Consider the following 25595-nt stretch of genomic DNA (forward strand, 5'->3'; position numbering starts at 1 on the left):
CATGTCAAAAGCGGTTTTGGCTGAAACGAGGTAATTATGAAAAATGTTCTGATAAGAGTGGAAAATTTAAGCAAATATTACCAGATGGGAGAAGTTACCGTTAAGGCGGTAAGAGACTTGAGCTTTGAAATATATGAAGGAGAATTTGTTGTTATCCTTGGCCCCAGTGGATCGGGAAAGAGTACTCTTTTGAACATAGTAGGGGGTATGGATACTCCTACGAAAGGAAAGATATTTTTCAAGGACCAGGAGATAACCAATTTTGACGAGAGAAAGCTCACAAGCTACAGAAGGAACGAGGTTGGATTCATATTCCAGTTCTATAATCTCATGGGAAACCTGACAGCAAAGGAAAATGTTGAACTTGCAGTAGAGATATGCAAGGATACCCTTGACATAGACGAGGTGCTGGATGCAGTGAACCTTCTGGACAGGGCGGACCATTTTCCTGCGCAGATGAGTGGCGGGGAACAGCAAAGGGTTGCCATTGCAAGGGCTGTTTCCAAAAAGCCGGAGGTTCTGCTTTGCGACGAGCCTACGGGAGCACTGGATTTTGAAACAGGAATATCAATACTCAAGATACTTAAGAAGATAAATGTTGAATACAAGAAGACAGTTGTGATCATTACCCACAACTCTCCGGTTGCGGCCATGGCGGACAGGGTGCTGAAGATGAGATCGGGAAAGATAATAGACTACTACGAGAATCCTGAACCTGTTGATCCGGAAAGGATTGAGTGGTAATGAAAAAACTCAAGCTGAGACTTATCAGAATGATATGGCATTCCAAAGGCCAGTATATATCAATTCTGATTGTTGTAATTACAGGGCTTTTAATGTACACATCATTGAAGAGTGCAGCGACGAACCTGGAAACATCACTGCTGGAATACTACGAAATATCCAATTTCGGCGACATGTTTGTTGAAGTCATGCAGATTTCTGAAAAGGATGCTGAAGACCTTCGAAGCGTGAACAACATCAAGGACCTGGATGAGAGAATAATATTCGATGCTCCTGTCATAGTGGAGGACAGGGATGAAAGGGTAAGTCTCAGACTGTTGTCCGTGGATGGAAAAGAAAACACCATCAGCAAACTCTTCCTTGAAGATGGGAAAAGAGAGATAGAGGGAAAGGAAATCCTTCTACACACCCAGTTTGCGGAAGCGAGGGGTATAGAAGTTGGAGATGATATAGAACTGAGGATTTCGGGAAGGAAGTATGTATTTACAGTCAAAGGATTCGTATCACACCCCGAATACACTTATGTAATGGAAAATGAGCAGACCATCTATCCGGACCCTGAAACCTTCGGCATAGGCTTTGTCGAAGAGGAGTACCTTGAAAATATTTCAGGAATGAAGGACAGGTACAATGACATTGTCATAACACTGGAGGACTATGATGAATTCGACCAGGTTGAAAAGGAACTTGAGGACAAGCTCGAAAGGTTTGGACTGAAAAGGATAGTAAAGAAGGAGGACCAGCTCAGCAACAGGCTGGTTCACGAGGAGATAAACGGGCTGAAGCAGATTTCCGGCTTCATACCGGTGGTATTTCTTCTTGTTGCAGCAGCCATACTGGCTGCAATGATATCAAGGTATGTAAAAAACGACAAGGTCATAATAGGGATACTAAAGGCACTGGGATATTCAAAGTCGAGGATCCTTGCCCACTATACCACCTATGCAGTGAGCATAGGAATCATCGGAGGTGCCATAGGAACGGTTCTGGGAACCATTTTGTCGGGATTTATGACCCAGATGTATCTCCAGTTTTTCTACATACCTCTTCTGAAGGTGACCTTCTACCCTGAAAACATAGCTGCCGCAGTCGTGCTTTCTGCCTTGTTCTGTACTGTTGCAGGTCTGGTGGGCGCCAGGGACGCAATACTGGTCACACCGGCTGAAGCCATTAGGAACGAAAGATCACAGACAGGCCACAGGATACTCCTTGACAGGGTGAAGTTCATCTGGAACAGGGTATCCTTCACATGGAAGATAGTCTTCAGGAACATATTCAGGGAGAAGAAGAAAGCAATATTCATAAGTCTGGGAGCTGCCTTTACAATAGCGATGAGCCTCATGACATTCTGGATATCCAGCATGATGACCAACGTATTCGAAAACCATTACGGAGTATTCCTTTCAATGGACTACAATATAGACTTCAAGACGACTGTCCATGAAAGCTCCCTTAAGGATCTGAAGAAAATCATAGGAGTTGAGGCTGTTGAAGGCAAGCTGGAAATGCCTTTTGAGCTGAAATATGGAAGGAATGAGAAATTCGTCAGTATTATAGGCCTCCAAGGCGATACCAAGGTTTACAATTTCGAGGACTTCTACGGAAATCGCATCGAGCTTCCTGACGAGGGAATGTTGATATCATCAAATCTTGCAGGAGTCCTTGACGTAGAGCCTGGAGACAGGGTGCTGGTGAAGAATTTCATCCCGGGCATGGATGATGTATATATCGAAATAGTTGACATCATAGACCAGGCCCTTGGAATCAACGGATACATGAACATAGAATATATGGATGAAAAGCTGGCGGGGAAGAGTTTAATAAACGGTGCCTATGTCCAGACTGACAAAAGGATAAATGAAGAACTCAGCGACTTGAAAAACATTGGGGGAACCCAGTCCCTTCAGGACATGAGGGATCTCTTTTACGAATACATAGACCTGGCTGCCGCCAGTATATACGTCATGGTTGTATTTTCGGGCATACTTGGATTTGTAATAATTTACAGTATGACCGTTCTCAGCATCAATGAGAGGAAGCTTGAATTTTCTTCCCTCAGGGTTCTTGGTTTTTCAAAGAGGGAGATATTCGGCATAATCCTGAAGGAAAACACCGTCATGTCGGCTGTTGGTATTATTTACGGCATTCCGCTGGGAAAGGTGCTCATAGATGCCATGAGGACCATATATGTTACGGACCTTTATGTATTCGATGCACCCATTACCATCAGAAACATCGTATATGCCATAGTATTTACAATAACATGTTTGACCTTTGCACAGTTGATAACATACAGAAAGATTACAAATCTTGATTTTATAGAAGCGCTCAAGAGCAGAACAACATAAATAGGAGGTAATTGATTATGAAAATCGGCAAGAAGAAGATAATAATTGCAGCGGTGGTGGTTGCAGTAGCAGCAGGCGGCGTATATTATGCATCAGTCATGTCTTCCACAGGAGGTGAAGACTTCGTCACTGAACCGGTTCAGGTTGGTGACTTGAGCAAGTACCTTGAGGAAAATGGAGAAATACTTTCTACAAACATCAATACCTTCTATAGTGATGGAATGAAGAAAATAAAGACAATCAACGTTGAAGTAGGGGACATGGTGAAGAAGGGAGATGTGCTGATAGAATTCGACTCCACTCTTGAACTTGAGGAGGAGAGGATAAACAAGGAGATAAAGGCTCTTGAAGCAAGCTACTCTGAAGCTGTAAAGGGAGTTGATTTTGAGACTCTGAATGGAATCAGGCTCCAGATACAGGGACTGAGAAATTCCCTTGCAATTGCAAAAGAGGAATATGAAAAGGCGCAGAGGCTGTATGCTGAAAACGTAATGACCAAGTCGGATGTAAACCTTGCTGAAAATACCGTGCTTCAGCTTCAGAACCAGATAGACGTCCTCAACAACCAGTATAACCAGGCAGCCAAAGGTGTTTCCGGAAACATCAAAGACCAGTACGAGGCACAGATTGAGAGCCTTGCAATATCACTTGATATACTTGAAAGGACCCGGGACTCATACCAGCTTAAATCCAATTTTGACGGAACGGTAACTGAACTGGAAGGATTTGAAGGATCCATACCTGTAATGGGAAGCCTTATTCTCGAGGTGCAGGACGAGAGCAGTCTTGCAGTGTATGCGGACTTTCTTGTGGACGAAGCCGCCCAGCTAAAGGAAGGCATGGGAGTCGACATTGAAAACGAGGATCTGAATCTGGTAATTAAGGACCTGAAGATTTCAAAAATATATCCCAAGGCTGTTTCAAAGGTGTCTGAGCTTGGAATAGAGCAGAAGAGGGTTAAGATAAAGATAGATCTTGACGAGGAAATAGGCAGCCTGACTCTTGGAAGCAATGTGGACGTAATAGTCAACACTGAGAACAGAAAAGGAGTTGTATATGTAAACAAGGATGCAGTCTATGAAAAGGAAGGCAAGGATTATGTCACTGTCATAGAAGGCGGAGTTGAAGTGGAAAAAGAGGTTTTAAAAGGACTTGAAACCGACGACTATTTTGAAATAATATCCGGCTTGTCTGAAGGCGAAGAGGTTTTGACAGACTAGAGTATATAGGGTATATTGGTTAAGGAAAATAAACGGAAGTTTGTGGAAATTAAATTTCCAGGCTGGATATGGAGACATTCAATGAACAAGACTGAAAAATATGCAATAAACAAGCTGACATGTAATTTCAAGGACAAGAAGATAGAAAATGAGTATTTCGACAGTATGATGAAGAAGGATACAAGATATTTCAAGCCCCTTATTCTACTGGTGGCTATCGTCTATATACTCTTCATGATCCCGGAGTACTTATTTTTGAGCAATGAATCAAACTATCTGAACCTTATAGCAATAAGGACTTTGACTCTGGTGATTATACTGTGTCTTTATCATATGGTGAAAAGGAGCAAGGACAGCAATACAATCAGCATGCTGGTTTCAATAATAGAAATTATCCTTGTAGGGTCCTATTTCGTTCTGGTAAGCCAGTATGACACTGTGGAGTTTTTCCTGAAGGTCATGGACATGATCATCCTTATTACCGTAGTGTTCATGTTGCCAAACAAGTTCAACAACAAGGTTGTTGTTTCTTTGATTCTGTATGCAGGGTTCTTCTTTATGGCGTGGGAGAGGTTCCAGTATGTTGAAAACCAGCATTTCGCAGCAGGCATGGTATATTCATTTCTGATGATATTCATAATAACCATAACATATTACAAGGTGAATTATTACAACCGCGTCAACTACACCCATGAACTGGAGCTTAAGATTCTAAGTGAAACAGACCATCTGACCGGTATCTACAACAGGATAAAATTCGACGACGAGCTTGACAGATGGATTCGCCACAAGGCCAGATACAAGGGATCCTTGTCTCTAATAATGATGGACTTCGACGAATTCAAGCTGATCAACGACAGGTACGGACACCTTGCCGGAGACAGGGTTCTCAAGGATGGTGTGGATGTAATAAAGAAGATAGTGAGAAATACTGATGTTTTCGCCAGGTGGGGAGGGGAGGAATTCATACTGCTCCTTCCTGAAACAAGCTGCGACAAAGCCGTGGCTCTTGCCGAAAGAATCAGAAAAGCACTGGAGGAATATGAGTTTCATACGGGAGACAGGGTTACCTGTTCATTCGGTGTAGTGGAAATCGTGGAAGGTGAAACGATGCAAAATGCTGTAAACAGGGTTGACGAGCTTCTGTATAAAGCAAAAGGAAATGGAAGAAACAGAGTGGAGAGACAGGAGAAGCAATGAAGGACTTAGTAATAAAAGACATAATAATAAACTACTACTGGATCATAAATGCAGCAGCATTCATACTGTCCGGTATGGACAAGGTAAAGGCGAAAAAGCGCAAATGGAGATTCAAGGAGAACTTCCTCCATTTGTTTTCATTTCTGGGAGGAGCATTCGGCATGTTTGTCGCCATGGTCCTCTTCAGGCACAAGATAAACAGAAGGTTTTTTACTGTTATGACGGCACTGGCTTTTGCAATACATGGATTCATACTTGCTTTTGTATTGCTTAAGTTGTAGAGATGATTGAAAATTTGAAAGCCTGATTATTTGGGTTTGAAGGTTATAGGTAGGGAAGTGATCTATATGAGATGCGATAAGAAGAAAATTGAAAACATACTGGCTATTTGCGTTGTTTCAATATTTCTCGGACAGATATATATAAGTCCCCTCAACTCAGCTATCAGGTTTTCTTTCAGCGTGGTGGCATTGTCGCTGATGCTGGTTTTCCTGAGGAATGTGCCTGTGATGCTTTCTGCAGTAGCGGTCGCTTGTACAATATTTGTCTTCAGGTGTTTTGTAGGGAAAATAAACAGCCCTGATGTCAGTCTTGTTCGTATAATGGTAACTTACTATGGCGCAGTAGTCTTTTATCTTGTATATGGAGCAATGTTCAAGGTTCTCGATATCAGGGAAAGAATCAAAATTCCATTCAAGAATTTTGTTTATCTGTTTTTTGCTGAGGTTACGGCAAATATTATCGAACTGACTGCAACATCCTGGAGGATCGAATCAACCTTTGAGGATAATCTGAAGGTCATAATAATTGCTGGTCGCATAAGGACCACATTTGCAGTGGGACTCTATTATTTCATCAACTATTATTTTCTGAGATATGAGAAGGAACAGAGGGAGAACAAATTCAGGGAAATGGTATTTCTCGTTTCCAGCCTGAAGACGGAGCTGTTTTTCTTGAAGAAATCCACCAAGGATATCGAAGAGGCAATGAACAAGTCATTCAGGATATATCAGAATGCGAAAGAACCGTCATTAAAAGAGGATGCCCTTTCGGTTTCAAAGGACATACACGAGATAAAGAAGGACTATATGAGGGTCATGACGGGAATTGAAAGAACCCTTGAGGAAAAAAGCGTATTCGACTATATGACTATTGACCATCTTTTCAGGATAATTGAAGACAACACCCGAAAGGTGATTTCATCAAAAGGGAAAAAAATCAACATGTTCTTTAAGTATGAGGAAAATTTCAGGACTTTGGAGCACTATTCCCTGATTTCCATACTGAATAACCTTATTATCAATGCAATTGATGCAATTGACAATGAAGGGGACATAAGGGTCCTCCAATACAGTGAAGATGACAATCTGTGCTTTACAATCGAGGATACGGGCGGAGGCATTGAAGAAGAGGACATGAAGCTGATTTTTGAACCGGGGTACTCAACAAAACTTGACATGGAAACCGGTGAGTTCTCCAGTGGAATAGGACTTACCCATGTAAAGCAGATAGTAGAAAAATATTTTGAAGGTGAAATGACAGTTGAATCCCAAAAGGGTTCCGGTACTGTTTTTAAGCTGGTTATGGGAAGGGACAAAATAATTTTCAATCCGGAAGGTGATGACAATGGATACTAGAATTTATATAGTAGACGATGATGCAGTAATAAGAAAACTGCTTAAAAATATCATAAATGAATTCAACTTGGGTGAAATAATTGGAGAAGCAGACAATGGCAAGGATGCCGTCAGAGACATAAAGATGGCAAGACCGGATATTGTCCTTGTGGATCTGCTTCTTCCCGATATTGATGGGATTTCCATAGTTTCCACCATTAATGAAGCAGGCCTAGGTACATCCTTCATTATGATTTCACAGGTGGATACCTCGGAGATGATAGCCCAGGCATATGACAGCAGGGTGGAGTTTTATATAAAAAAGCCAATCAATGCCAGGGAAGTGTATTCTGTAGTGAACAATGTGAAGGAAAAAAGAAAGATGAAAAAAATCATTGAGGATATTGACAGGGCAGTATCCGGAGTTGGAGCATTGAAGGAATATCTTGGCGGTGCTGAAAAGGACAAGGCTTCAGACAGGGACAAGATAAGGAATATATTTTACCAGCTGGGAATAGCAGGTGACACCGGGGGAAGCGATATTGTAGAAATCATACTTATGATTCGGGAAAGTAGAGAACTGGACAGATTAAAGAAATACAAGATGTACGAGCTTTATGAAGGGGTATCCCAGAAGTACAGCAAAAGGGGAATTGCTGACCTGAGCGCAAGATCCATTGAGCAGAGAGTCAGGAGGACCATAGGCAAGGCACTGAAAAACATTGCAAACCTTGGGATTGAAGATTATGAAAGCGAAATTTTCAACAGGTATTCAAATACGCTCTTTGATTTTGAAGAGGTAAGGAATGAAATGAACTATTTGCAGAAAAGAACCAAATACAATGGAAAGGTCAATATAAAGAAATTCATCGAAGGCATAATAATTGAAATAAACAGATGATTGAAACTGTAAAATGGCGGTTTCAATCTTTTTTTTGCGATTTTTTGTGTAGAAGTTGTAGGTTTTTGTAAGGTGTGGTTTACCATGTGTACAAGCAGATCAATAACAACCTTGTGAAATCGTTTTTCTGAAAACGAATATGATGATTAAAGAACTGATTTGCATAAAATTTATTTGGAGGAATTATTATGACACTCAACCCCTATGATATCCTGATGGATTTCGCACTTATGTCAATGCTGTTATTTGTTGCACAAATAATGCGCGCAAAAATTACTATTATTCAAAAGCTGTTTCTACCTGCGTCACTTATGGCTGGATTTATGGGACTGGCACTTGGATCCCAGTATCTTGACATATTGCCCTTTACAAGCAATATGAGCTCTTATCCATACATGCTGGTTGTATTCCTGTTTGCATCACTGTTCATTGGAAACAACCAGAAGTTTTCTGTAAAGAAAATCGCAGATGAGGTTGGAGACACATTCCTGTTGAATTCAGCTGTATATTTTGGACAGTATGCCATAGCTTTACTTGTGGGAGGATTCATACTTGCGACGTTTTTCCCGAAAGTGCCTGAAGCATTTGCAGTATTGCTGCCAGGCGGTTTCATAGGCGGACACGGAGCGGCTGCCGCATTCGGAGGTTCATTCAAGGAGCTTATAAACTGGAACGAGGCGCTGCCAATTGCTCAAACATTTGCAACCATGGGACTTCTCATAGGAATAATAGGTGGAATAATAAACATAAATATAGCAACAAGAAGAGGCTCTACAAGCTTCATAAAAAATATTGGTGACTTGCCTGAAAGCATGAGAACAGGCATGGTTCCGGAAAAAGAACAAAAATCACTTGGTAATGCAACAGTAAATTCCATGGCTATAGATCCATTGACCTGGCATCTTGCCATAGTGCTCATTGCAACAGGCATGGGATACTACCTTACAAACTATCTCCAGGGACTTATGCCTACATTGAGCGTGCCGATGTTTTCCGTGGCAATGATCTGCGGAGTTGTCCTTCAGGGAGTATTGAAGCTTACAGGCATTTCGTCATACATCGACAAGGAAGTAGTGACAAGAATAGGAAGCTCCGCTACGGACTATCTGGTTGCCTTTGGTATAGCATCAATCAAAATGTCGGTTGTAGTAAAATACATGGTTCCAATATTGATCTTCCTTGCAATCGGAATAATATTTGTAACAGGATATCTATACCTTGTGAGCAGGAACATGTTCAGACAATACTGGTTCGAAAGAGGAATATTCATCTTTGGTTGGTCTACAGGAGTTATTGCAATAGGGGTTACACTGCTTAGAATCGTAGACCCTGAATTCAAAAGCAAGACTCTTGAGGAATTTGGAATGGCATATGTACTGATATCGTTCATTGAAATTGGACTCATAGCGCTTCTGCCAACATTTATTGTCAATGGATACGGATTTGCCGCTGGTGGATTCTGTCTTGTAGTCTTCCTGGCATTGATTGCGACAGCAAACAAGAAATACGGAAACAGAAGAAGTGTTGCCAACAAGGGGAATATCAGTACATTCAGAAAAATAAGCTAGGAATAAATAAAAATCTTTCATAGACAATGTAATCCATTGTAGATTGAAAGAACAATATATAAAAGATTGATATAATGCATAAGTTATAGAAAAGAACTGTTGAAATGGACGGTTCTTTTTTATATAATTAAGCAGTCCAAATATAAATAGAAAGTGATGTGTGAAGATGAAAAAAGGCGATATAATCAATGTTAAAATAACAGGATATGAATTTCCAAACAAGGGAATAGGAATATATGAAGACAAGAAAGTAATTATAAAGAATGTCATGCCCGAGCAGACTGTATCAGTAAAGATTGCCAAGAAAAGAAGAAACAAGATAGATACGAAAATCCAGGAAATAGTGGAAAGAGCTCCTTATGAGACAGAGCCTGTTTGCGACCATTTCGGCATATGCGGAGGATGTCTGATCCAGACCATGCCCTACGACATGCAGCTTGAGTACAAGAAAAATTATGTAAAGGGACTACTCGACCAGGTCATAGAGGAAGACTTTGAATTCCAGAAGATAATCCCAAGCCCCAAGCCTCTGGAGTACAGGAACAAGATGGAATTCTCATTCGGAGACGAATACAAGGATGGTCCCCTTTCCCTTGGGATGCACATGAGAGGCAAGTTCTATGAAATAGTGACAGTGGATACCTGCAAGATTGTAGACAGTGACTTCACTCAAATACTGATAGCTGTTCTTGAATATTTCCGGGGAAATAATGCTACCTTCCACCACAGGGGTAGGCATGAGGGGTACTTGAGACACCTTGTAATAAGAAAGGCTGAGAAGTCAGGGGAAATACTAGTAAACCTTGTAACTTCGTCACAGGGAGAACTTAACCATGACGAGTTCAAGAGCATTATTCTGGACCTTGACATCAAAGGAATCATAAAGGGAATAGTTAACACTATAAACGACTCCCTTGCAGATGTTGTACAGTGCGATGAGATGAGAGTTCTATACGGCGACACCCATATAACTGAAGAACTTCTGGACCTGAAATTCGACATATCCCCCTTCTCATTCTTCCAGACAAACTCACTTGGAGCAGAAAAGCTCTACTCGGTTGTCAGGGACTATATTGGAGAAACCAAGGACAAGACCATCTTCGACCTTTACAGCGGTACCGGTACAATAGCCCAGATCGTGGCTCCAGTTGCAAAGAAGGTCATAGGAATAGAAATAATAGAAGAGGCTGTTGAAAAGGCAAAGGAAAATGCAGAGTTCAACAACCTTTCAAATTGTGAATTCATAGCTGGGGATGTCCTGAAAAAAGTTGATGAGCTTGAAGACAAGCCGGACATCATAGTGTTGGATCCGCCAAGAAGCGGAATCCATCCAAAGGCTATCAAGAAGATAATTGCCTTCAACCCTGATACCTTCATATATGTGTCATGCAACCCCAAGGCGCTGCTCACTGATATACCGGAATTTATTGAAGCCGGATACAAGGTGGAGAAAGCTGTACCGGTTGATATGTTTCCACAAACGGGCCACTGTGAAACGGTGCTTAAAATAGTGAGGGATATCAAGGGTTAGAGAGAATAGTAGTGATAAGTTTATGTGGAAATGTCGGCAATTTTGTCGACGGTACTATTTTAGTTTAACAAAGTATGGTTATAATTTTTTCAGAAGTAAAAGGATTAAATGGCTGCCAAATTTATTGATTTGACAGCCATAAGTATTTCATGATTATAACTATAGAATAGATTTGTTTGAACTTTCGATATCTTCAATTTTCCATACAAATAAACCGGTATAGCCATAAATAACTGCTATAATTGGAACGACCCAGCATAGAACAGCATAGGGTGCATAATCCAATGTCGAAACACCTAAAGTGTTTGCCATGAACACTCCGCAAAGACCCCAGGGAACAAGCGGTGAAACAACTGTTCCAGCATCTTCAAGGGTTCTTGAAAGAACCTTTGGCATCAAGCGTTTTTCCTTAAAGGCAGAGCTGTACATTCGCCCACCTATTACAATTGCAAGGTATTGGCTTGCTGTAGCAAAGTTAATGAATATTGAAGAAACAACAGTAGTAGCAATAAGTGAACCTGTAGTTTTAGTAAAGCGATGGATCTTGTTGAGGAAAGTATCCATAAGATTACTTTTCTCTAGAATTGCACCATAAACCATTACTATCATAATCAATCCTACTGTCCACATCATATTTTGAAGACCACCTCTACTTAGGAGTATGTCAATGGATTCCACACCGGTTTTAGAAGAATAGCCGCTGTTCATGATATTAGCGATTGCTGAAATAGATTCTCCTTGTACCAATACTGCGATGATTGATGCGATAAATGCTGATAATATCAGTGTAGGTAGTGCAGGCAGTTTTTTTATGGCGCATACAATGATGAATGCTGGAGGTAATAAGAGAATAGGGTTTAGTTTGAAAGTTGAACTAACAGCGACTGTTATAGCATCAATAGTATCATTGTTTACAGCTGTCGACGCTGATTTCGTTCCTAGAACTAAGTATACAATAAGTACAATAATCAAACCTGGAACCGTGGTATAAACCATGGATTTTATATGGTCGAATAAATCAGCTCCAGCAGTCATGGCTGGATTTATTTCAAGGGCAGCGCCTACTCCCATAAGCGCAACACCAATTGTAGCTGCTGAAGACCATGAACTGCCTGTTACAATAGAAATTATACCGCATATTATGCAAGCTGAAACAAGAAATATGTTTGGAGAAATAAGTTTAAGACCCCAGTAAATCATCATGGGAACAGTGCCGGATGCTATCCATGAACCGGTGATCATACCGATTATCATCAATATCATGACTGATCCCATAGCCATTTTACCGCCATATTCAATACTTTCATTTATTACTGACCAGGGTAAGCCTTTAATGGTTAACACTATTATAGTAAATAGTACTGATGTTATTAATGTAATATGAATTGGAATATCAAGCCAAATTATGCTCATGGTCATTGTAACAAGTAAAAAACTTATTATCAGCATTGCTGTACTAAAGGTTGGTTTATATTCTTTCTTAATTTTCATTTTAACTCCCTTTTTAATTTAATTCATAAATTATTGACAAACGTTTTCGTGTTCCATATAAGCCTTCCTTATTATCATAGAAAAGCTTAATAGTTTGCTAAGACTTATTAAATCCCATTAGCCTTTTAATTTCATCTTTCTGCTCTACTGATGTAAGTTTTTCAAGAAGTGTGAAAGCTACATCAAATGCTGTCGAAGGATTATATGAAGTAATAATGTTTCTGTCGATTACAATTGGTTCATCTCTAATGACATTAACACCGTAAGTTGCCAGTTCGTCCTGTCTTTTGCCCTCTGAAAGATTGTATATTGTGCCATTTCTTCCTTTTAGTACTCCACTTTTTGCTAATGGAAGTGCAGCAACACAGATTGAAGCGATTATTTTTCCTTTTCTGTCAAATTCCCTAATTACCTCCAGGAATTCTTCTTTGAAGCTGTCTTCGAAAAATCCGGCTTCTTCAAAACCACCTGGAATTGCGAGTGCATCAAAGTCATCTACATTGAGATCCTTTAATAGCATTTCAGGAATTACATTGAAATTCCACGTACATTTGAGATTTCCTTTAGTACCTACAGTTACTAGTTCAGTACTTCCATCACCTTCAACTTGGTTCCAGCCGATTACATCTGTAAAAACACTTGCTTCAACAGCTTCAAATCCATCTGCCAACAGTAAACATACTTTTTTCATTAATTTTCCTCACTTTCAATTAACTATTTACAAATTATTTGTTTTGTAATATTATGATATCATCAATACTATAATCAGTAAAATCGAAAGATGGGAAGCGTTGATTCGATAAAACCGATAATGAAAAGTGGAGTGAAATCTTATGGAAATTCGTCAACTGATTACGTTTAAAAATGTAGCTGAGTTAAACAGCTTTTCCAAAGCTGCCAAAAAATTGAATTATGGTCAATCAACTGTAACGGAACATGTACAGACAATTGAAAGGGAAATTGGTGTGCCACTGTTTGACCGAATGGGCAAAAAAATTGCTTTGACCAGTGTTGGAAAAGAGCTTTATACTCATGTCATAGCCCTAATGGAAGTTTATGATAAAATAGTCAATGTTTCTAATAGTACGGATAGTTTTAAAGGTGAAATAGGCATTGGAATTTCAGAATCGCTTATTAGCTACAGGTTGCAGCCGACATTACTTGAATTCAGAAGAAAATATCCAAATGTTAAGATCAAATTAACAAGTGATAATTGCTCTAAATTGAAAGAAAGACTCTATAATGGAGAGTTTGATTTTCTAATAACTCTTGAACCATATCGTGAATTTACAGATCTTGTAGTGAATAAAATTAATGAAGAACCGCTTACATTTATTAGAGGAAATGATTCCAAACTGGAAAAATTCACCATGATTAAAGATGAAAGGTTTATTAATGAATGTATATTGTTTACGGATAGGGATTGTCAATTAAGGAAACTCTTTGAAAACTACCTATATAACAAGAAAATTACAACAGATAATACACTTGAGTTTTCGAGTGTAGATGCCATTAAGCACAGTGTATCGAGCAATCTTGGAATCAGTCTTCTACCATACATGAGTGTCAAAGATATGATTGAAAAAGGAGTACTAAAAGTTATAGAAAATGATGACAAACTTAATTTGAATATCAATATCATTTATCACAAGAACAAGTGGATTTCTCCAGTGATGAAAGAATTTATTGAGTATTTCGTGAATTCATTGGAAAAACAATAATCATATCTATTAAACTAACAAAAATAAAAAATCAATCATCTAAAACCTTGATACAGCAAGTAAGGCTACGTAATAATAAACAACACCATGGGAAAACCGCTTTACAAATTCCGAAACGGGCCACTGTGAAACGGTACTGAAAATAGTTAGAATATCAAGGTTTAGATAGAATTAAATAGGAAAGTTTATGTGTAAATGTCGGCAATTTGTCGGCATTTCTCTTTTGATTTTCAACAAACTGTGGATAATAAGTCCTAGAATTTTATGTAACTAATAATTATCCTGAGAAGCAATAAATATCTTCACAGCCATTGAAAGTTGTTCATAGTCTTGTGGGATTCTATAATTCAAGCCTATGATATTTGTGATTTTTTGCAACCTGTAACGCAGAGTGTTTTCATGTTGGTCCATTACCGATTTCAGTGTATGGATATTTCCTTCACATTGGACCAGATTTACCAGTGTTTCAAAAAGATTTCCCTTGTTCTCGGCATCGAATTCAATAAGAGGTTCCAGGATTTCGTTGCTGAATGTTTGATAATAGGAATTTTCGACTAAAGGGAGTACAAGCTTGTACAGTCCAAGGGTTGAATATTCTACATATTTATGACTCTTAAGTTTGTAATAGAAGGAATCGAATCCTTTCCATAACAGATTCTCAAACTTATGATATCTGGAAGCAGCCATACTTTCCCTTATAGCTATATGAAGTTCAGACAGATAGTAATGAGGATTGCTGATGCCTATTGAATAATTGTCCTTTTCTAGTATTTCATTGAACAAATCATCATATTCTTCATTAAGTTGTTTTTCATCTAGCATGTCCGAAGAATATAGGAAAATCAATCCATTTCGATATTGGTGAATACTATGGGCAGGTTTCATAAAGCTGCTTTCATTGTATCTCTTCATGAAGATTGAAAATTCCGGCAAATTGGAGCTATCCATAGTACTTACATTGACAGACACGAACTGGTTGCAAATTGAAGGATTAAGCTTCAATGAATTCTCTTTGACTTCTGCCTGACTTAGATTCTGATATAGCAAGGTATCAATTATTTCTTCATCAAAATTAGCCCTTTCCATTGATCTCATATAATCTTTTACATCTATGACAATATTTTCAAAGAACAGAGTAGTATCTTCAAATATGAATATTGGAAAATCTTTTGAATCGGCATATCGTACTATGGATTCGTGAATTGGAAGATTGAAGATGTTCTTAATTGCAATACCGGCAGCCCCTTTGCTTACAAGATATTTCACGGCATCTCCTATAAGAAAGGGATTGTTCTTTGCATACAGAAATGAAGACAGTATGAACTGGTCCTCGTGGAAATTGCTGTATGTGTACTTGTCCTTGAGGCTCTTGTCTAGCTCATAATCCAGTATTCCGCAGTCTGTGATCCTGTTTGAAAGACCGCCCTTTCCTGCTATCAGTTTAAGTTTTCCTGTGTATTTTTGTTTTATTAGATTTTGTATCGAATTGTTCATATAATCACCCTGAATCAATATTATAATAATCAACAAATAATATCAAGCTTTATTGTTAGATTTAACAAATAGATACACTTGTAGATGAAAAATATGAGGAATATAATGAAATTGAACAAAAGCTTTGTACAAAGGCGAAAAATTAGGAGATGTGATATGAGGATAGAAGATTTTAAACTTGAGCAGTGGTTAAATCCTAGAGATGCAAGCTGCGACTATAATCTTGGAGCTAGCTGTGTAAAGGCATTTACATTTAATGAAATGCTAGAATTCGTAGGAGAAAATCCTGAAGAAATATTAAAGGATATTGGTGAGATGAGCCTGCACTATGGTGAATTCGATGGTTCTGACAGAGTCAGGAAAGCGATTGCTGGTATTTATGAAAAGGCAACTCCAGATAAGGTATTGACGGTTCACGGAGGATCAGGTGCCAATAATATGGTAATAACTGAACTAACTGAGGCTGGAGATAATGTTGTTGCAATAACTCCAAACTATCAGCAGCACTACTCAATACCCAAGAATCTTGGAATTGAAGTAAGGGAACATAGGCTTAAGCCAGATAATGGATTCCTTCCAAATATTGAAGAGCTAAGAAAGTTGGTTGATAAAAACACCAAGATAATATCATTAACCAATCCCAACAATCCTTCAGGAGCATATACAAGGGAGGGCTTGCTCAGGGAAATGGTAGAGCTTGCGAGGGAAGTTGATGCCTATATTCTATGTGATGAAATCTACAGAGGACTGGATGAAGAATACATGCCTTCAATAGTTGATGTATATGAAAAGGGGATTAGCACATCGAGCATGTCAAAGGTTTATTCAATGGCAGGCACAAGAATTGGATGGATAGTTACCAGAAATGAAAAAGCTTACGAGCAGCTTTTCAACAGAAGATCATATGACACTGTAAGTTGTGGTGTGATAGATGAGTTACTCACATCTATAGCACTTGAAAACAATGAGAAAATTCTGGAAAGAAGCAGACAGATTGTCAGAAAGAACAAGGCTATATTGGATAAATGGATGGAAACTCAGCCTAAGCTAAAATATTGTGCTGACAGTTATGGGTCAACAGTATTGATGAAATATGATTATGATATACCGACTGAGAAATTTTGTGCCGATGTTCTTGATGAAAAAGGTGTACTTCTATGTCATGGAGAATGTTTTGAGGAACCTAATACATTCAGGCTTGGATATGGATTCGACGGAGAAGAAACGCTAGTAACCGGATTAAAACTTCTTGGTGAATTTCTGGAAAGCCTTGATAAATAAATGGTTGATGTAATGGAGGTTTAACTATGGAAGTTTCAATTTTTGGAAGAAAAGATATGCAGGAAATCCTGGAAATGAAGGAAGTCATAGAAGGCGTTAAGGCTGTATACAAACTGAAGGCTGAAGAGGAAACAGCAGTTTGGCCTCTTGTAAGTTATGACTTTGAAGAGCCTGCCGGAGTAATGGATATCAAATCGGGATACATAAGAGGAAATATCAACCTCCATGGTGCAAAGATGCTTAATACATTTTGGGGGAACGATAATGTGAATACTCCGATTTTTAACGGACTCTTGATGGTATTTGACTCCAATACTGGAGTACCTCTTGGGATGATGGATGCATCCTATGTGACATGTATGAGGACAGGTGCTGCGGGCGCAATAGGGGTAGAGGTTCTAGCAAGAACGGATTCAAGGAAATTGTTCATACTTGGAGCCGGCAAGCAGGCCAGTTTCCAGATAGCAGCCACTCTAATTCTTATGCCGGGGATAGAGAAAGTCTATATAGCAGATGCATTGTCATATGAAAATGCTGTCAATTTTGCAGATAGGATGCCTGAGGTTTTGAGAAAGGACTTTAAGATATTGAACAGGGAATATGTAGACTTCGAAGCTATAGAAGATATGGCTGCAGGGGTTGGCGATAGTGATGTCATCATTACTATTACACCATCAAGAAGCCCTGTTATAAAGAAGGAATGGCTTAAGCCGGGTACACATTTAAGTTGTGTCGGAGCAGATATGAAAGGGAAGGTTGAGATAGACCCTGAAATCTTCACAAATGCTAAAATATATGCGGATGACAAGAAACAGTGTATGGAAGTTGGTGAAATGGAGCTGGCAGTCAAAAAAGGCATAATAACTGAAAAAAAAGTAGTAGGTGAGGTGGGCGCTGTAATTGCCGGCTTGATACCTGGAAGAGAAACAAAAGATGAAATAACAGTATTTGATGCTACTGGAGTTGCCTTGCTTGATCTTGTGACGGCTAAGATAGCCATAGACCTGGCAAAGGAAAAAGGACTTGGAAGAAAGGCGGAAATATAAAATTAAGACTAGGAGGAACAGAAGAAATGCTAAACATATCTAAACCGTGGAATGCCAGGATCGGTGCAATCTACATATCATCAAGCCTGACAATGGAAAGGGAGTGGCATATGGCACTCCCTGATGATGTATCCTTTCATATTGCAAGAATATCCCTGGATGACGACAATTCTACAGAACAAGGACTTATTGATATGCTTGAATCCGGACAGGTGGAAGAAGCTGCAAGGAAGCTAGCTTCTGCAGAAGTGGATGTAATTGCTTTTGGTTGTACTGCTGGAAGTTTCATCAAGGGTATCAAGTGGGACAAGGACCTGGCTAAAAAGATTTCTGACGCAGCTGGAGGCATACCAGCAACTACTACTTCAAGCGGTTTGCTTGATGCTATTAACACCTTGGGATGCAAGACAATTACTGTTGCTTCACCTTATATTGATGAATTGAATGTTAAGGAAAAAGCATTTCTTGAAGGAAATGGAATTGAGGTTGTGAACATAAGAGGAAAGGAATGCTTGAAAGATCAGGATATAGCAAAGGTAACTGCTGAGGAATTTGTTGAACTTCATCTTGAGATGGATACACCTGAATCGGATTGTGCATTTATTACCTGTACCAACTCGAATTCAATAGAGGCAATAAATTATCTAGAAGATAAGTTGAAAAAACCAGTAATGTCAAGTAATCAGGTGACTCTGTGGTCTTGTCTCAAGAAAGCGGGATACAAGAAGAGCATACCTGGATATGGTATGCTGCTGGAAAAATATCTATAAAATGTATTGAAAGAATAATTTAGTTTTATCTCATAACAAGTTTCGTACTAATTCATGCAACATTAGAAATACAATTGAATCGTTTATATTTCTAATAACACATGAATTAACTCAACTAAATCTATAATATAAAACAGAAAAAAGGAAGGTGGATCGAATGAAGCACAAATTCGGACTCTATGGAATTACATATGATACATCTGCAGGAAGGGGCTGGCCTGGTTCTAGATATGCTCCCGACAGCATAAGAAAGGCAATGGCTGGTGTACAGTCGAGGATGGAAGGCAACAAGCTGTTTGATGTAGTCAATAACAAGATAATCGACTACAACCAGATAGACTTCAAGGACTTTGGCAACACTGACCAGATTTCAAGATATGACCACGAGAAAACAATACAGGAAATCAAAGAAGAGATCAACAAGATATTTAGGGAGGGATATACTCCTATCCTGTTGGGTGGAGACCACTCTGTAACATGGCCTGGTATTCTGTCACTCTATGAGAATACAAGCGGCAAGATTGGAATAATTGATCTGGATGCCCATCTTGACATAAAGGATGATTCTCCTGTGCAGGGGAAATATTCAGGAAGCTCTCAAATTAGAAGAGCCATTGAGCTTGAAAGAATAGACGGCAAGAATGTAGTGGAAATCGGTCCAAGAGGATATAACTATCCAGAACACTTTGATTTCATTAGGGACAGCCAGATGACGATAATCCCTCCTGATGAGGTGTTCGAAAAGGGTGCCGATAAGGTTGCTGAAAGAGCTTTGGCTCTGGCCAGTGAAGGTGTTGACCATATATATTTGACTGTTGACATTGATGTCCTTGATACTGCCTTTGCTTGGGGATCAGGAGGTCAAGAGCCTGCAGGAATAACTTCTTACCAGCTTTCAAGGTTTGTAAAGAAGGTGGCGCCATATGTGGACATAATCGACATCGTGGAAGTCAACCCAATGACAGACCACAGGGAACTTACATCTACGGTTGCTGCAAACCTGGTACTTGATTTTATTGCAGCAGTATACAATGCGGGTTGTGAATAATGGAAGATAATATTTATAAGGACTTACCTAGAGAGGGTGGTCTAGTGAAGCTTTTAAACTTAATAGACAAAGCTATTTGCAGGATTGAGAAGGTATTATTGACATACGGAATTATCCTTATGTCAGTAATACTCATAGCGAATGTATTGTCAAGATTGATATTTAAAAACAGTATCGTCTTTGCAGAAGAGGTTGGGCGTTATCTCATAATAATCGTTACATTCATAGGAATGAGTCATGTGGCAAGGATTGACAAGCATGTTAAGGTGGCTGCCTTTTATGACTCCAGAAAAACCAAGAAAAGCAGGAAGATTCTGGCAGTCATGATATCATCCGTTACATCGGCTACATTGTTCTGGCTTGCATATATCACCTTCAGATACATGATGACGGCAGTATTATCAGGAAGGGTCAGTCCGGCTCTTGGTATTCCAGTCTATATTGTGATTGGAGTTGTGACTTTGGGAATACTGTTTACAGCAATCCAATACCTTGTGATTCTAATTAAGAACCTGACCTCTGATGAGGTTTACATAGGTAGATTCCCGGAAAGCGAAGCCATTGAGGAGGTGAAATAAATGGGATTGATGATAATTCTTATTCTGGTATTTTTCCTGCTTCTTGGCTATCCCATGTTCATGCCAATGACTGTAGGTGCCTTGGTGATTATGAAGATGTATGCTCCCAATATTGATTTGGTTGTAATGGCACAACAGTATATAACAGGTGTTTCCACCTATGTTCTTCTTGCCATTCCCATGTTCATATTTGCAGCCGACATCATGAGCAAGGGATATACATCAAACAGGCTGGTTGACCTGGTTAAGGCATATTGTGGCCATTTGTCGGGAGGACTGGCCGTAACCATTGCTGGTGCCTGTACAATATTCGGTGCAATTTCGGGATCGGCCAATGCGACTGTTGTTGCAATAGGAAAGCCTATGAGACAGAAAATGATCGAAAATGGCTACACTGTAGAGAATACGGACGCTTTGATTGTTAGTTCAGCTACAATTGCAGCACTCATTCCCCCAAGTATAAACATGATCATGTACTGTGTATTGACCGGTACTTCGGTTGGAGAACTCTTTATGGCCGGCATTATTCCAGGATTGTTGGTATTCCTGGCATTTGCAGTATACAACTATATCGATGCAAGGAAAAGCAATATTCTCAAAAGTGATAAGCTGACCATTAGAGAAAAACTGCAGGTGACAAGAAAGTCGCTCTTGTCTCTTGGATTTCCTGCAATTATCGTAGGTGGTATCTATTCTGGAATATTCAGTCCGACAGAAGCGGCAGCAGTTGCTGTTCTATATGCTGTTGTTTGCGAGATGATAATATACAAGACTGTCAAGCTTTCAGACTTGAAGGATATAGCTTTATCAACGGGTATTATGACTGCTACTGTATTCATATTGATATCTGCAGGACAAGCATTTACATGGATGATCACATTCATGCAGATACCTCAGATGCTTACTACAGCAATGCTTGGAGTAGATCCATCAGCAATAAAGGTCATATTTGTAGTGACTCTGTTCTTCTTCATGGCTTGCATGTTTGTTGACCAGATAGTGGCAATGCTGATATTGCTGCCCATATTCTTCCCTGTTGCCATGAGTGCGGGAATTGACCCCATATATCTTGGAATCATAGTATCCGTACAAGCTGCGATAGGTTCTGTTACACCGCCTTTTGGTTCCAACATATTCGTTGCATGTGCAGCCTTTGACAGGCCTTATATGGACATAATCAAGGGTTTGCCTGCATATCTGATAATGTTCTTTATAATATCATTGATGATTATTTTTATACCGGAAATTTCAACAGCATACAGATTGTTTATGTAGTAAAAAAATATATAATTTAAGGAGTAGTTTATGAAAAACAAGAAGATTGTAAGTTTAATTTGTTTGGTATTGGTTATGAGCTTGATGTTTGTTGGTTGTGGTGGAAATGGTCAACAGACATCAGGAGAATCCCAAGGGAGTGAAGAAAAGCTGATTTGGAAGTTTGCACACAGTGGTAGAAATGATGACATGCTTGACTCCTATGCAAAAAAATTCAAGGACGTCATTGAAGCTAAGTCGAACGGTAGAGTGGAAATTCAACTATTTCCTGCAGAGCAGCTTGGAGATGACAATGCAAGACTTGAGCATGCACAGAACGGAACTGCAGAATTTGTAATTGTTGCTGCCCCATTTATTGGTAGTGTTGCTCCTGAGATGCAGGTTTTTGGACTTAATTTCGTATTCAGTGAGGATACCAGTGTGAATGCAAAGGTACTGAGAGAAGGAAAGGCAGCCGAGAAGCTTGAGACAATCATGCTTGACAAGAATGTAAAGATTGTGGACTGGATTACAGAAGACTTCAGTTGCTGGACAAGCAACAAGCCAATAAGAAACTTAGCCGACATCAAAGACCAGAAGATTAGAGTAATGGAATCGCCTATGGATATAGAGGGGCTTAAGGTCCTTGGAGCCAACCCGACTCCTATATCATTTACAGAGGTATACAGCGCACTTCAGCTTAACATGGTTGACGGCCAGCAGAATCCGATTGTTATAATAAACAGTAACAAGTTCAATGAGGTTCAGAAGTATCTGATGTTGTCAAACCATACTGTTGTTGTTGATATACTTGCATCAAATCCGAATTTCTATAATGGATTGAGTGAGGCTGACAGGAAGCTTGTGGATGAAGCAGTAGCCGAGGTAAACGGATATATAACAAATATGCAGTCTGAAATGACAGGGGAGGCTTTACAGGCAATAGAGGACGCTGGCACTACTGAAATAATTGAATTCAGTGGTGAAATTAGAAATGAATTCAAGGAAGCCAGTAAGGTTGCCATGGATAAGTACTTTGAACTTGCCGGAGAAAGTGGTAAGGAGATATACAACTTGTTGATTGAAGATGTAAAGAATTTCGACCAATAGATCATATATGTAGAATCAAGGCCTTCACTGTGACGTTTTTAATAATATGGTGGAGGCCTTTGTAATAAGGAGATAAATTATGGTAGACATAGATCTAATCAGGAGTGCTAAAAAGCGTATTGACAGCTATTTGAACAATACAATACTTGAAAAGAGCAGCTATGTATTCCAAGACAATACGGAAATGTATATGAAGCTGGAAAGCCTTAATCCTGTCAACAGGAGCTATAAAATCAGAGGTGTAATAAGTAAGCTCACAACCCTTTCTGATGAAGAAAAGAAAGTTGGAGTGACTGCAATATCATCAGGAAATCATGGAGCAGCACTAGCATACGGAGCATCCCTAATGGGGATTAAGAATGTAGAGGTATATGTACCTACAACCACTCCCCAGTCTAAAGTTGAAAAGATAAGGAGATATGGGGGCAGGGCAAATCTTGTTGCTGATACCTTTGACAAAACATATGAACTGGCCAAGAAGGATATTGCAAGTAAGGGATTGACTCTGGTTGATCCCAGAGATGATGAGATTTGCATAGCAGGACATGGGACCATAGGTCTTGAAATAATTGAGCAGCTTCAGGATGTGGATGCGGTACTTGTTCCTATAGGAAGTGGAGGACTGATTACAGGAATAGGATCATATATTAAACAATCAAAGAATAACGTTAAGGTTTATGGAGTACAGACTGACATGAATCCTTCAATGCTGGATTCATTCAAAGAAAACCATTGGTATGAGAAGTATCCTATTAAAGGCAGCAGTCTATGTGATGCTCTGATAGGGGGTATTTCCAGATTTGCCTATGATAATGCAAGAGAGTGTGTAGATGATATTCTTCTAGTGGATGAAAAAGAGATTATAGATGCTACAGCTTCAATGATTTTCGATGAAAAGTTGGTGGCGGAGCCATCGAGTGCAATAACCTATGCCGCATACAGGAGATATTTTGAGCTTTTTGAGAATCGGAAAACTGTACTTGTTATTACTGGATCTAATATTGATTTTGAGCTTTTGGGGAAATTGACTTCGGAGTGGACTAAGTAGCAAAAGAAATATTTAAAACTGAATGCCAAGTTTGCTATAATAGTTATATGTAATCAATACCTATATGGAGAGCTATATGAAAAACATCCAATCAAAAGATAAGATAAACAAGATACTTGACATGGTAAACATAATGGTTGTAATTGATGCAAATGGTAAGGTTTTGTATTATGAGTCCCTAAACGATTCGCTGTTTATGGGAGGCGATGAAAGCCCTGTTGGCATGAAACTGACGGATATGTATCCATACTTCACTCTGGAACAGACAACCGTCTACAAAGCCATGAAGAAGAGAGAACCGATACTTAATGAATATCAGATTGTACAGATAAACGAAGATGAAGCCTTGAGTGTCATTAACTCCGCATATCCGCTCATTAATGAGACTGGAGTAATAGGCGGAATAGTAATATCAAAGGAGCTTGGTGGAGACAGTGATGACTCAAGGCTCTTTAAGAAATATGACTTCGACGACTTCATTACAGATGACGATTCTCTTTTAGACAGACTTGACCAGCTTAAGAAGATATCCAGAAATGATTCGCTTATACTGATTACGGGAGAAACAGGAACCGGTAAGGAGCTTATAGCACATTCGGTACACAGCAACAGCAGAAGGAAAACCAAACCCTTCATAGTACAGAACTGTGCAGAGATTCCGGAAAATCTCATGGAGAGCATAATGTTCGGTACAACAAAGGGGAGTTTTACAGGAGCTATAGAGAAGGCTGGAATATTTGAAGCGTCAAAGGGAGGGACGGTTTTCCTTGATGAAATAAATTCACTTCCATTAAGTCTTCAAGGCAAACTTCTCAGAACCATAGAATACAAAACCGTGAAAAGAGTAGGCAGCAGCAAGGATATAGAAGTGGATTTTAGAGTAATAGCGGCTACAAATGTTGATCTTAAAAGATTGGTGGATGAAGGGAAATTCAGAGAAGATTTGTATTACAGACTCAATGTTGTGAATTTTGTCATTCCTCCTCTTAGAAACAGAAAGAATGATATTAGAAAGCTTTCAGAACACTTCGTAAGCTATTTCAACAGGATTCTAAATAGAAATGTGAAGGATATCTCAAGTAAAGCCCTTCAGCTTTTCATGGAGCATAACTGGAGTGGTAATGTCAGGGAACTGAGGAATGTGATTGAGTCATCAATGAACTTTGCTGATGGCGAAATAATCATGCTCAAGGATCTTCCTGAATATTTGAAAGATAAGGCAGACTTTGTTGAAACATCAGAGAATGATGATATAGCGCATATTCAGGTAATTGATGAAAAAGATAGCAAGAACAACATAACTCTGAATAAGTCATTGGCAGAAATGGTAGATGAATACGAAAGAGAAATAATTGAAAAGGTAATTAAGAAGAATAAATATAACGTCTTGAAAACTTCAAAGGAATTGGGGATTCCAAGACAGACATTATATTATAAACTAAAAAAATATGATTTGTATTAAAATATATAAAATTTTATGAAAATTGGGCACTTGCTTTCGGAGGAAAGTGCCCAATTTTCGTAAAGTGATTTAAATTGAAATTTCTATTCTCCTCAATATTAGTGTTTGCAATGGGTGTATAGATATTGAATGAATTGGCATGATAATTGCTTTATATATAGTTG

At 39.1% G+C, this 25595-nt stretch carries 22 protein-coding genes; 19 read left to right on the plus strand and 3 right to left on the minus strand.

What is annotated here, in order from left to right; all coding sequences use genetic code 11:
* Positions 1–33: 33 nt before the first annotated feature.
* The 9 genes from BUB05_RS10335 (at position 34) to rlmD (ending at position 11128) form a co-directional block, all read left to right on the plus strand.
* Complete coding sequence (locus BUB05_RS10335; RefSeq protein ID WP_094762847.1) at positions 34–744, plus strand: ABC transporter ATP-binding protein; 711 nt, start codon at positions 34–36, stop codon at positions 742–744.
* Positions 744–3092 (plus strand): ABC transporter permease, encoded by a 2349-nt coding sequence (locus tag BUB05_RS10340; protein ID WP_073049536.1) that lies wholly within the window; start codon positions 744–746, stop codon positions 3090–3092. Before BUB05_RS10335 ends, BUB05_RS10340 begins: the two co-directional genes overlap by 1 nt.
* A 17-nt stretch (positions 3093–3109) precedes the next feature.
* Positions 3110–4312, plus strand: coding sequence for an efflux RND transporter periplasmic adaptor subunit (locus BUB05_RS10345; RefSeq protein WP_073049537.1), 1203 nt, complete (start codon positions 3110–3112; stop codon positions 4310–4312).
* Positions 4313–4393: 81 nt separating this feature from the next.
* A complete protein-coding gene (locus BUB05_RS18460) occupies positions 4394–5512 on the plus strand; it encodes a GGDEF domain-containing protein (protein WP_094762848.1) in 1119 nt (372 codons plus the stop codon).
* Positions 5509–5793 carry a DUF1294 domain-containing protein gene (locus BUB05_RS10355; RefSeq protein WP_094762849.1) on the plus strand — a complete coding sequence of 95 codons (285 nt, stop codon included), beginning with the start codon at positions 5509–5511 and terminating at the stop codon, positions 5791–5793. The genes BUB05_RS18460 and BUB05_RS10355 overlap by 4 nt, the downstream gene beginning before the upstream one ends.
* 66 nt (positions 5794–5859) lie before the next feature.
* On the plus strand, positions 5860–7149 hold the full coding sequence (locus BUB05_RS10360; protein ID WP_073049538.1) for an ATP-binding protein: 1290 nt from the start codon (positions 5860–5862) through the stop codon (positions 7147–7149).
* Positions 7139–8029, plus strand: a complete 891-nt coding sequence (locus tag BUB05_RS10365) for a response regulator (RefSeq protein ID WP_073049539.1) — start codon at positions 7139–7141, stop codon at positions 8027–8029. The genes BUB05_RS10360 and BUB05_RS10365 overlap by 11 nt, the downstream gene beginning before the upstream one ends.
* A 188-nt stretch (positions 8030–8217) precedes the next feature.
* Positions 8218–9597 carry a sodium/glutamate symporter gene (locus BUB05_RS10370; protein WP_073049540.1) on the plus strand — a complete coding sequence of 460 codons (1380 nt, stop codon included), beginning with the start codon at positions 8218–8220 and terminating at the stop codon, positions 9595–9597.
* A 166-nt stretch (positions 9598–9763) separates the two neighbouring features.
* Positions 9764–11128 carry a 23S rRNA (uracil(1939)-C(5))-methyltransferase RlmD gene (gene rlmD / locus BUB05_RS10375; RefSeq protein ID WP_073049541.1) on the plus strand — a complete coding sequence of 455 codons (1365 nt, stop codon included), beginning with the start codon at positions 9764–9766 and terminating at the stop codon, positions 11126–11128.
* Positions 11129–11287: 159 nt separating this feature from the next.
* On the opposite strand, the gene BUB05_RS10380 is transcribed toward rlmD, so the two are convergent.
* Both BUB05_RS10380 and BUB05_RS10385 read right to left on the minus strand, forming a co-directional pair.
* A complete protein-coding gene (locus tag BUB05_RS10380; RefSeq protein WP_073049542.1) occupies positions 11288–12619 on the minus strand; it encodes a Na+/H+ antiporter NhaC family protein in 1332 nt (443 codons plus the stop codon).
* Positions 12620–12716: 97 nt separating this feature from the next.
* On the minus strand, positions 12717–13310 hold the full coding sequence (locus BUB05_RS10385) for a DJ-1/PfpI family protein (RefSeq protein WP_073049543.1): 594 nt from the start codon (positions 13308–13310) through the stop codon (positions 12717–12719).
* A 142-nt stretch (positions 13311–13452) separates the two neighbouring features.
* Here BUB05_RS10385 and BUB05_RS10390 point away from each other — a divergent pair, with 142 nt between their 5' ends.
* Positions 13453–14340 carry a LysR family transcriptional regulator gene (locus tag BUB05_RS10390; protein WP_073049544.1) on the plus strand — a complete coding sequence of 296 codons (888 nt, stop codon included), beginning with the start codon at positions 13453–13455 and terminating at the stop codon, positions 14338–14340.
* Between the two features lie 270 nt (positions 14341–14610).
* On the opposite strand, the gene BUB05_RS10395 is transcribed toward BUB05_RS10390, so the two are convergent.
* Positions 14611–15834 carry a PucR family transcriptional regulator gene (locus BUB05_RS10395; protein WP_073049545.1) on the minus strand — a complete coding sequence of 408 codons (1224 nt, stop codon included), beginning with the start codon at positions 15832–15834 and terminating at the stop codon, positions 14611–14613.
* A 156-nt stretch (positions 15835–15990) separates the two neighbouring features.
* Between BUB05_RS10395 and BUB05_RS10400 the strand changes: the two genes are divergently transcribed.
* The 9 genes from BUB05_RS10400 (at position 15991) to BUB05_RS10440 (ending at position 25431) form a co-directional block, all read left to right on the plus strand.
* Positions 15991–17115 carry an aminotransferase class I/II-fold pyridoxal phosphate-dependent enzyme gene (locus BUB05_RS10400; protein ID WP_073049546.1) on the plus strand — a complete coding sequence of 375 codons (1125 nt, stop codon included), beginning with the start codon at positions 15991–15993 and terminating at the stop codon, positions 17113–17115.
* Positions 17116–17141: 26 nt separating this feature from the next.
* Entirely contained in the window at positions 17142–18161 is a 1020-nt protein-coding gene (locus BUB05_RS10405) for an ornithine cyclodeaminase family protein (RefSeq protein ID WP_073049547.1), read from the plus strand.
* Positions 18162–18187: 26 nt separating this feature from the next.
* A complete protein-coding gene (locus BUB05_RS10410; protein WP_073049548.1) occupies positions 18188–18931 on the plus strand; it encodes a maleate cis-trans isomerase family protein in 744 nt (247 codons plus the stop codon).
* Positions 18932–19088: 157 nt separating this feature from the next.
* Positions 19089–19979 (plus strand): agmatinase family protein, encoded by an 891-nt coding sequence (locus BUB05_RS10415; RefSeq protein WP_073049549.1) that lies wholly within the window; start codon positions 19089–19091, stop codon positions 19977–19979.
* Positions 19980–20023: 44 nt separating this feature from the next.
* Positions 20024–20557 carry a TRAP transporter small permease gene (locus BUB05_RS10420; RefSeq protein ID WP_175548548.1) on the plus strand — a complete coding sequence of 178 codons (534 nt, stop codon included), beginning with the start codon at positions 20024–20026 and terminating at the stop codon, positions 20555–20557.
* Positions 20558–21832, plus strand: coding sequence for a TRAP transporter large permease (locus tag BUB05_RS10425; RefSeq protein ID WP_073049551.1), 1275 nt, complete (start codon positions 20558–20560; stop codon positions 21830–21832).
* A 30-nt stretch (positions 21833–21862) separates the two neighbouring features.
* A complete protein-coding gene (locus BUB05_RS10430) occupies positions 21863–22921 on the plus strand; it encodes a DctP family TRAP transporter solute-binding subunit (RefSeq protein ID WP_073049552.1) in 1059 nt (352 codons plus the stop codon).
* A 79-nt stretch (positions 22922–23000) separates the two neighbouring features.
* Entirely contained in the window at positions 23001–23969 is a 969-nt protein-coding gene (locus tag BUB05_RS10435; RefSeq protein WP_073049553.1) for a threonine ammonia-lyase, read from the plus strand.
* Positions 23970–24045: 76 nt separating this feature from the next.
* Entirely contained in the window at positions 24046–25431 is a 1386-nt protein-coding gene (locus BUB05_RS10440; RefSeq protein WP_175548549.1) for a sigma-54 interaction domain-containing protein, read from the plus strand.
* Positions 25432–25595: the final 164 nt, after the last annotated feature.

Origin of the sequence: Dethiosulfatibacter aminovorans DSM 17477, assembly GCF_900142005.1 — a bacterium.
GTDB lineage: Bacteria > Bacillota > Clostridia > Tissierellales > Dethiosulfatibacteraceae > Dethiosulfatibacter > Dethiosulfatibacter aminovorans.

Bases quoted from the DNA above. Each gene is read 5' to 3' on its own strand.
- BUB05_RS10340 (WP_073049536.1), top strand. From the start codon at position 744: ATGAAAAAACTCAAGCTGAGACTTATCAGAATGATATGGCATTCCAAA.
- BUB05_RS10345 (WP_073049537.1), top strand. From the start codon at position 3,110: ATGAAAATCGGCAAGAAGAAGATAATAATTGCAGCGGTGGTGGTTGCA.
- BUB05_RS18460 (WP_094762848.1), top strand. From the start codon at position 4,394: ATGAACAAGACTGAAAAATATGCAATAAACAAGCTGACATGTAATTTC.
- BUB05_RS10355 (WP_094762849.1), top strand. From the start codon at position 5,509: ATGAAGGACTTAGTAATAAAAGACATAATAATAAACTACTACTGGATC.
- BUB05_RS10360 (WP_073049538.1), top strand. From the start codon at position 5,860: ATGAGATGCGATAAGAAGAAAATTGAAAACATACTGGCTATTTGCGTT.
- BUB05_RS10365 (WP_073049539.1), top strand. From the start codon at position 7,139: ATGGATACTAGAATTTATATAGTAGACGATGATGCAGTAATAAGAAAA.
- BUB05_RS10370 (WP_073049540.1), top strand. From the start codon at position 8,218: ATGACACTCAACCCCTATGATATCCTGATGGATTTCGCACTTATGTCA.
- rlmD (WP_073049541.1), top strand. From the start codon at position 9,764: ATGAAAAAAGGCGATATAATCAATGTTAAAATAACAGGATATGAATTT.
- BUB05_RS10380 (WP_073049542.1), bottom strand. From the start codon at position 12,619: ATGAAAATTAAGAAAGAATATAAACCAACCTTTAGTACAGCAATGCTG.
- BUB05_RS10385 (WP_073049543.1), bottom strand. From the start codon at position 13,310: ATGAAAAAAGTATGTTTACTGTTGGCAGATGGATTTGAAGCTGTTGAA.
- BUB05_RS10390 (WP_073049544.1), top strand. From the start codon at position 13,453: ATGGAAATTCGTCAACTGATTACGTTTAAAAATGTAGCTGAGTTAAAC.
- BUB05_RS10395 (WP_073049545.1), bottom strand. From the start codon at position 15,834: ATGAACAATTCGATACAAAATCTAATAAAACAAAAATACACAGGAAAA.
- BUB05_RS10400 (WP_073049546.1), top strand. From the start codon at position 15,991: ATGAGGATAGAAGATTTTAAACTTGAGCAGTGGTTAAATCCTAGAGAT.
- BUB05_RS10405 (WP_073049547.1), top strand. From the start codon at position 17,142: ATGGAAGTTTCAATTTTTGGAAGAAAAGATATGCAGGAAATCCTGGAA.
- BUB05_RS10410 (WP_073049548.1), top strand. From the start codon at position 18,188: ATGCTAAACATATCTAAACCGTGGAATGCCAGGATCGGTGCAATCTAC.
- BUB05_RS10415 (WP_073049549.1), top strand. From the start codon at position 19,089: ATGAAGCACAAATTCGGACTCTATGGAATTACATATGATACATCTGCA.
- BUB05_RS10425 (WP_073049551.1), top strand. From the start codon at position 20,558: ATGGGATTGATGATAATTCTTATTCTGGTATTTTTCCTGCTTCTTGGC.
- BUB05_RS10430 (WP_073049552.1), top strand. From the start codon at position 21,863: ATGAAAAACAAGAAGATTGTAAGTTTAATTTGTTTGGTATTGGTTATG.
- BUB05_RS10435 (WP_073049553.1), top strand. From the start codon at position 23,001: ATGGTAGACATAGATCTAATCAGGAGTGCTAAAAAGCGTATTGACAGC.
- BUB05_RS10440 (WP_175548549.1), top strand. From the start codon at position 24,046: ATGAAAAACATCCAATCAAAAGATAAGATAAACAAGATACTTGACATG.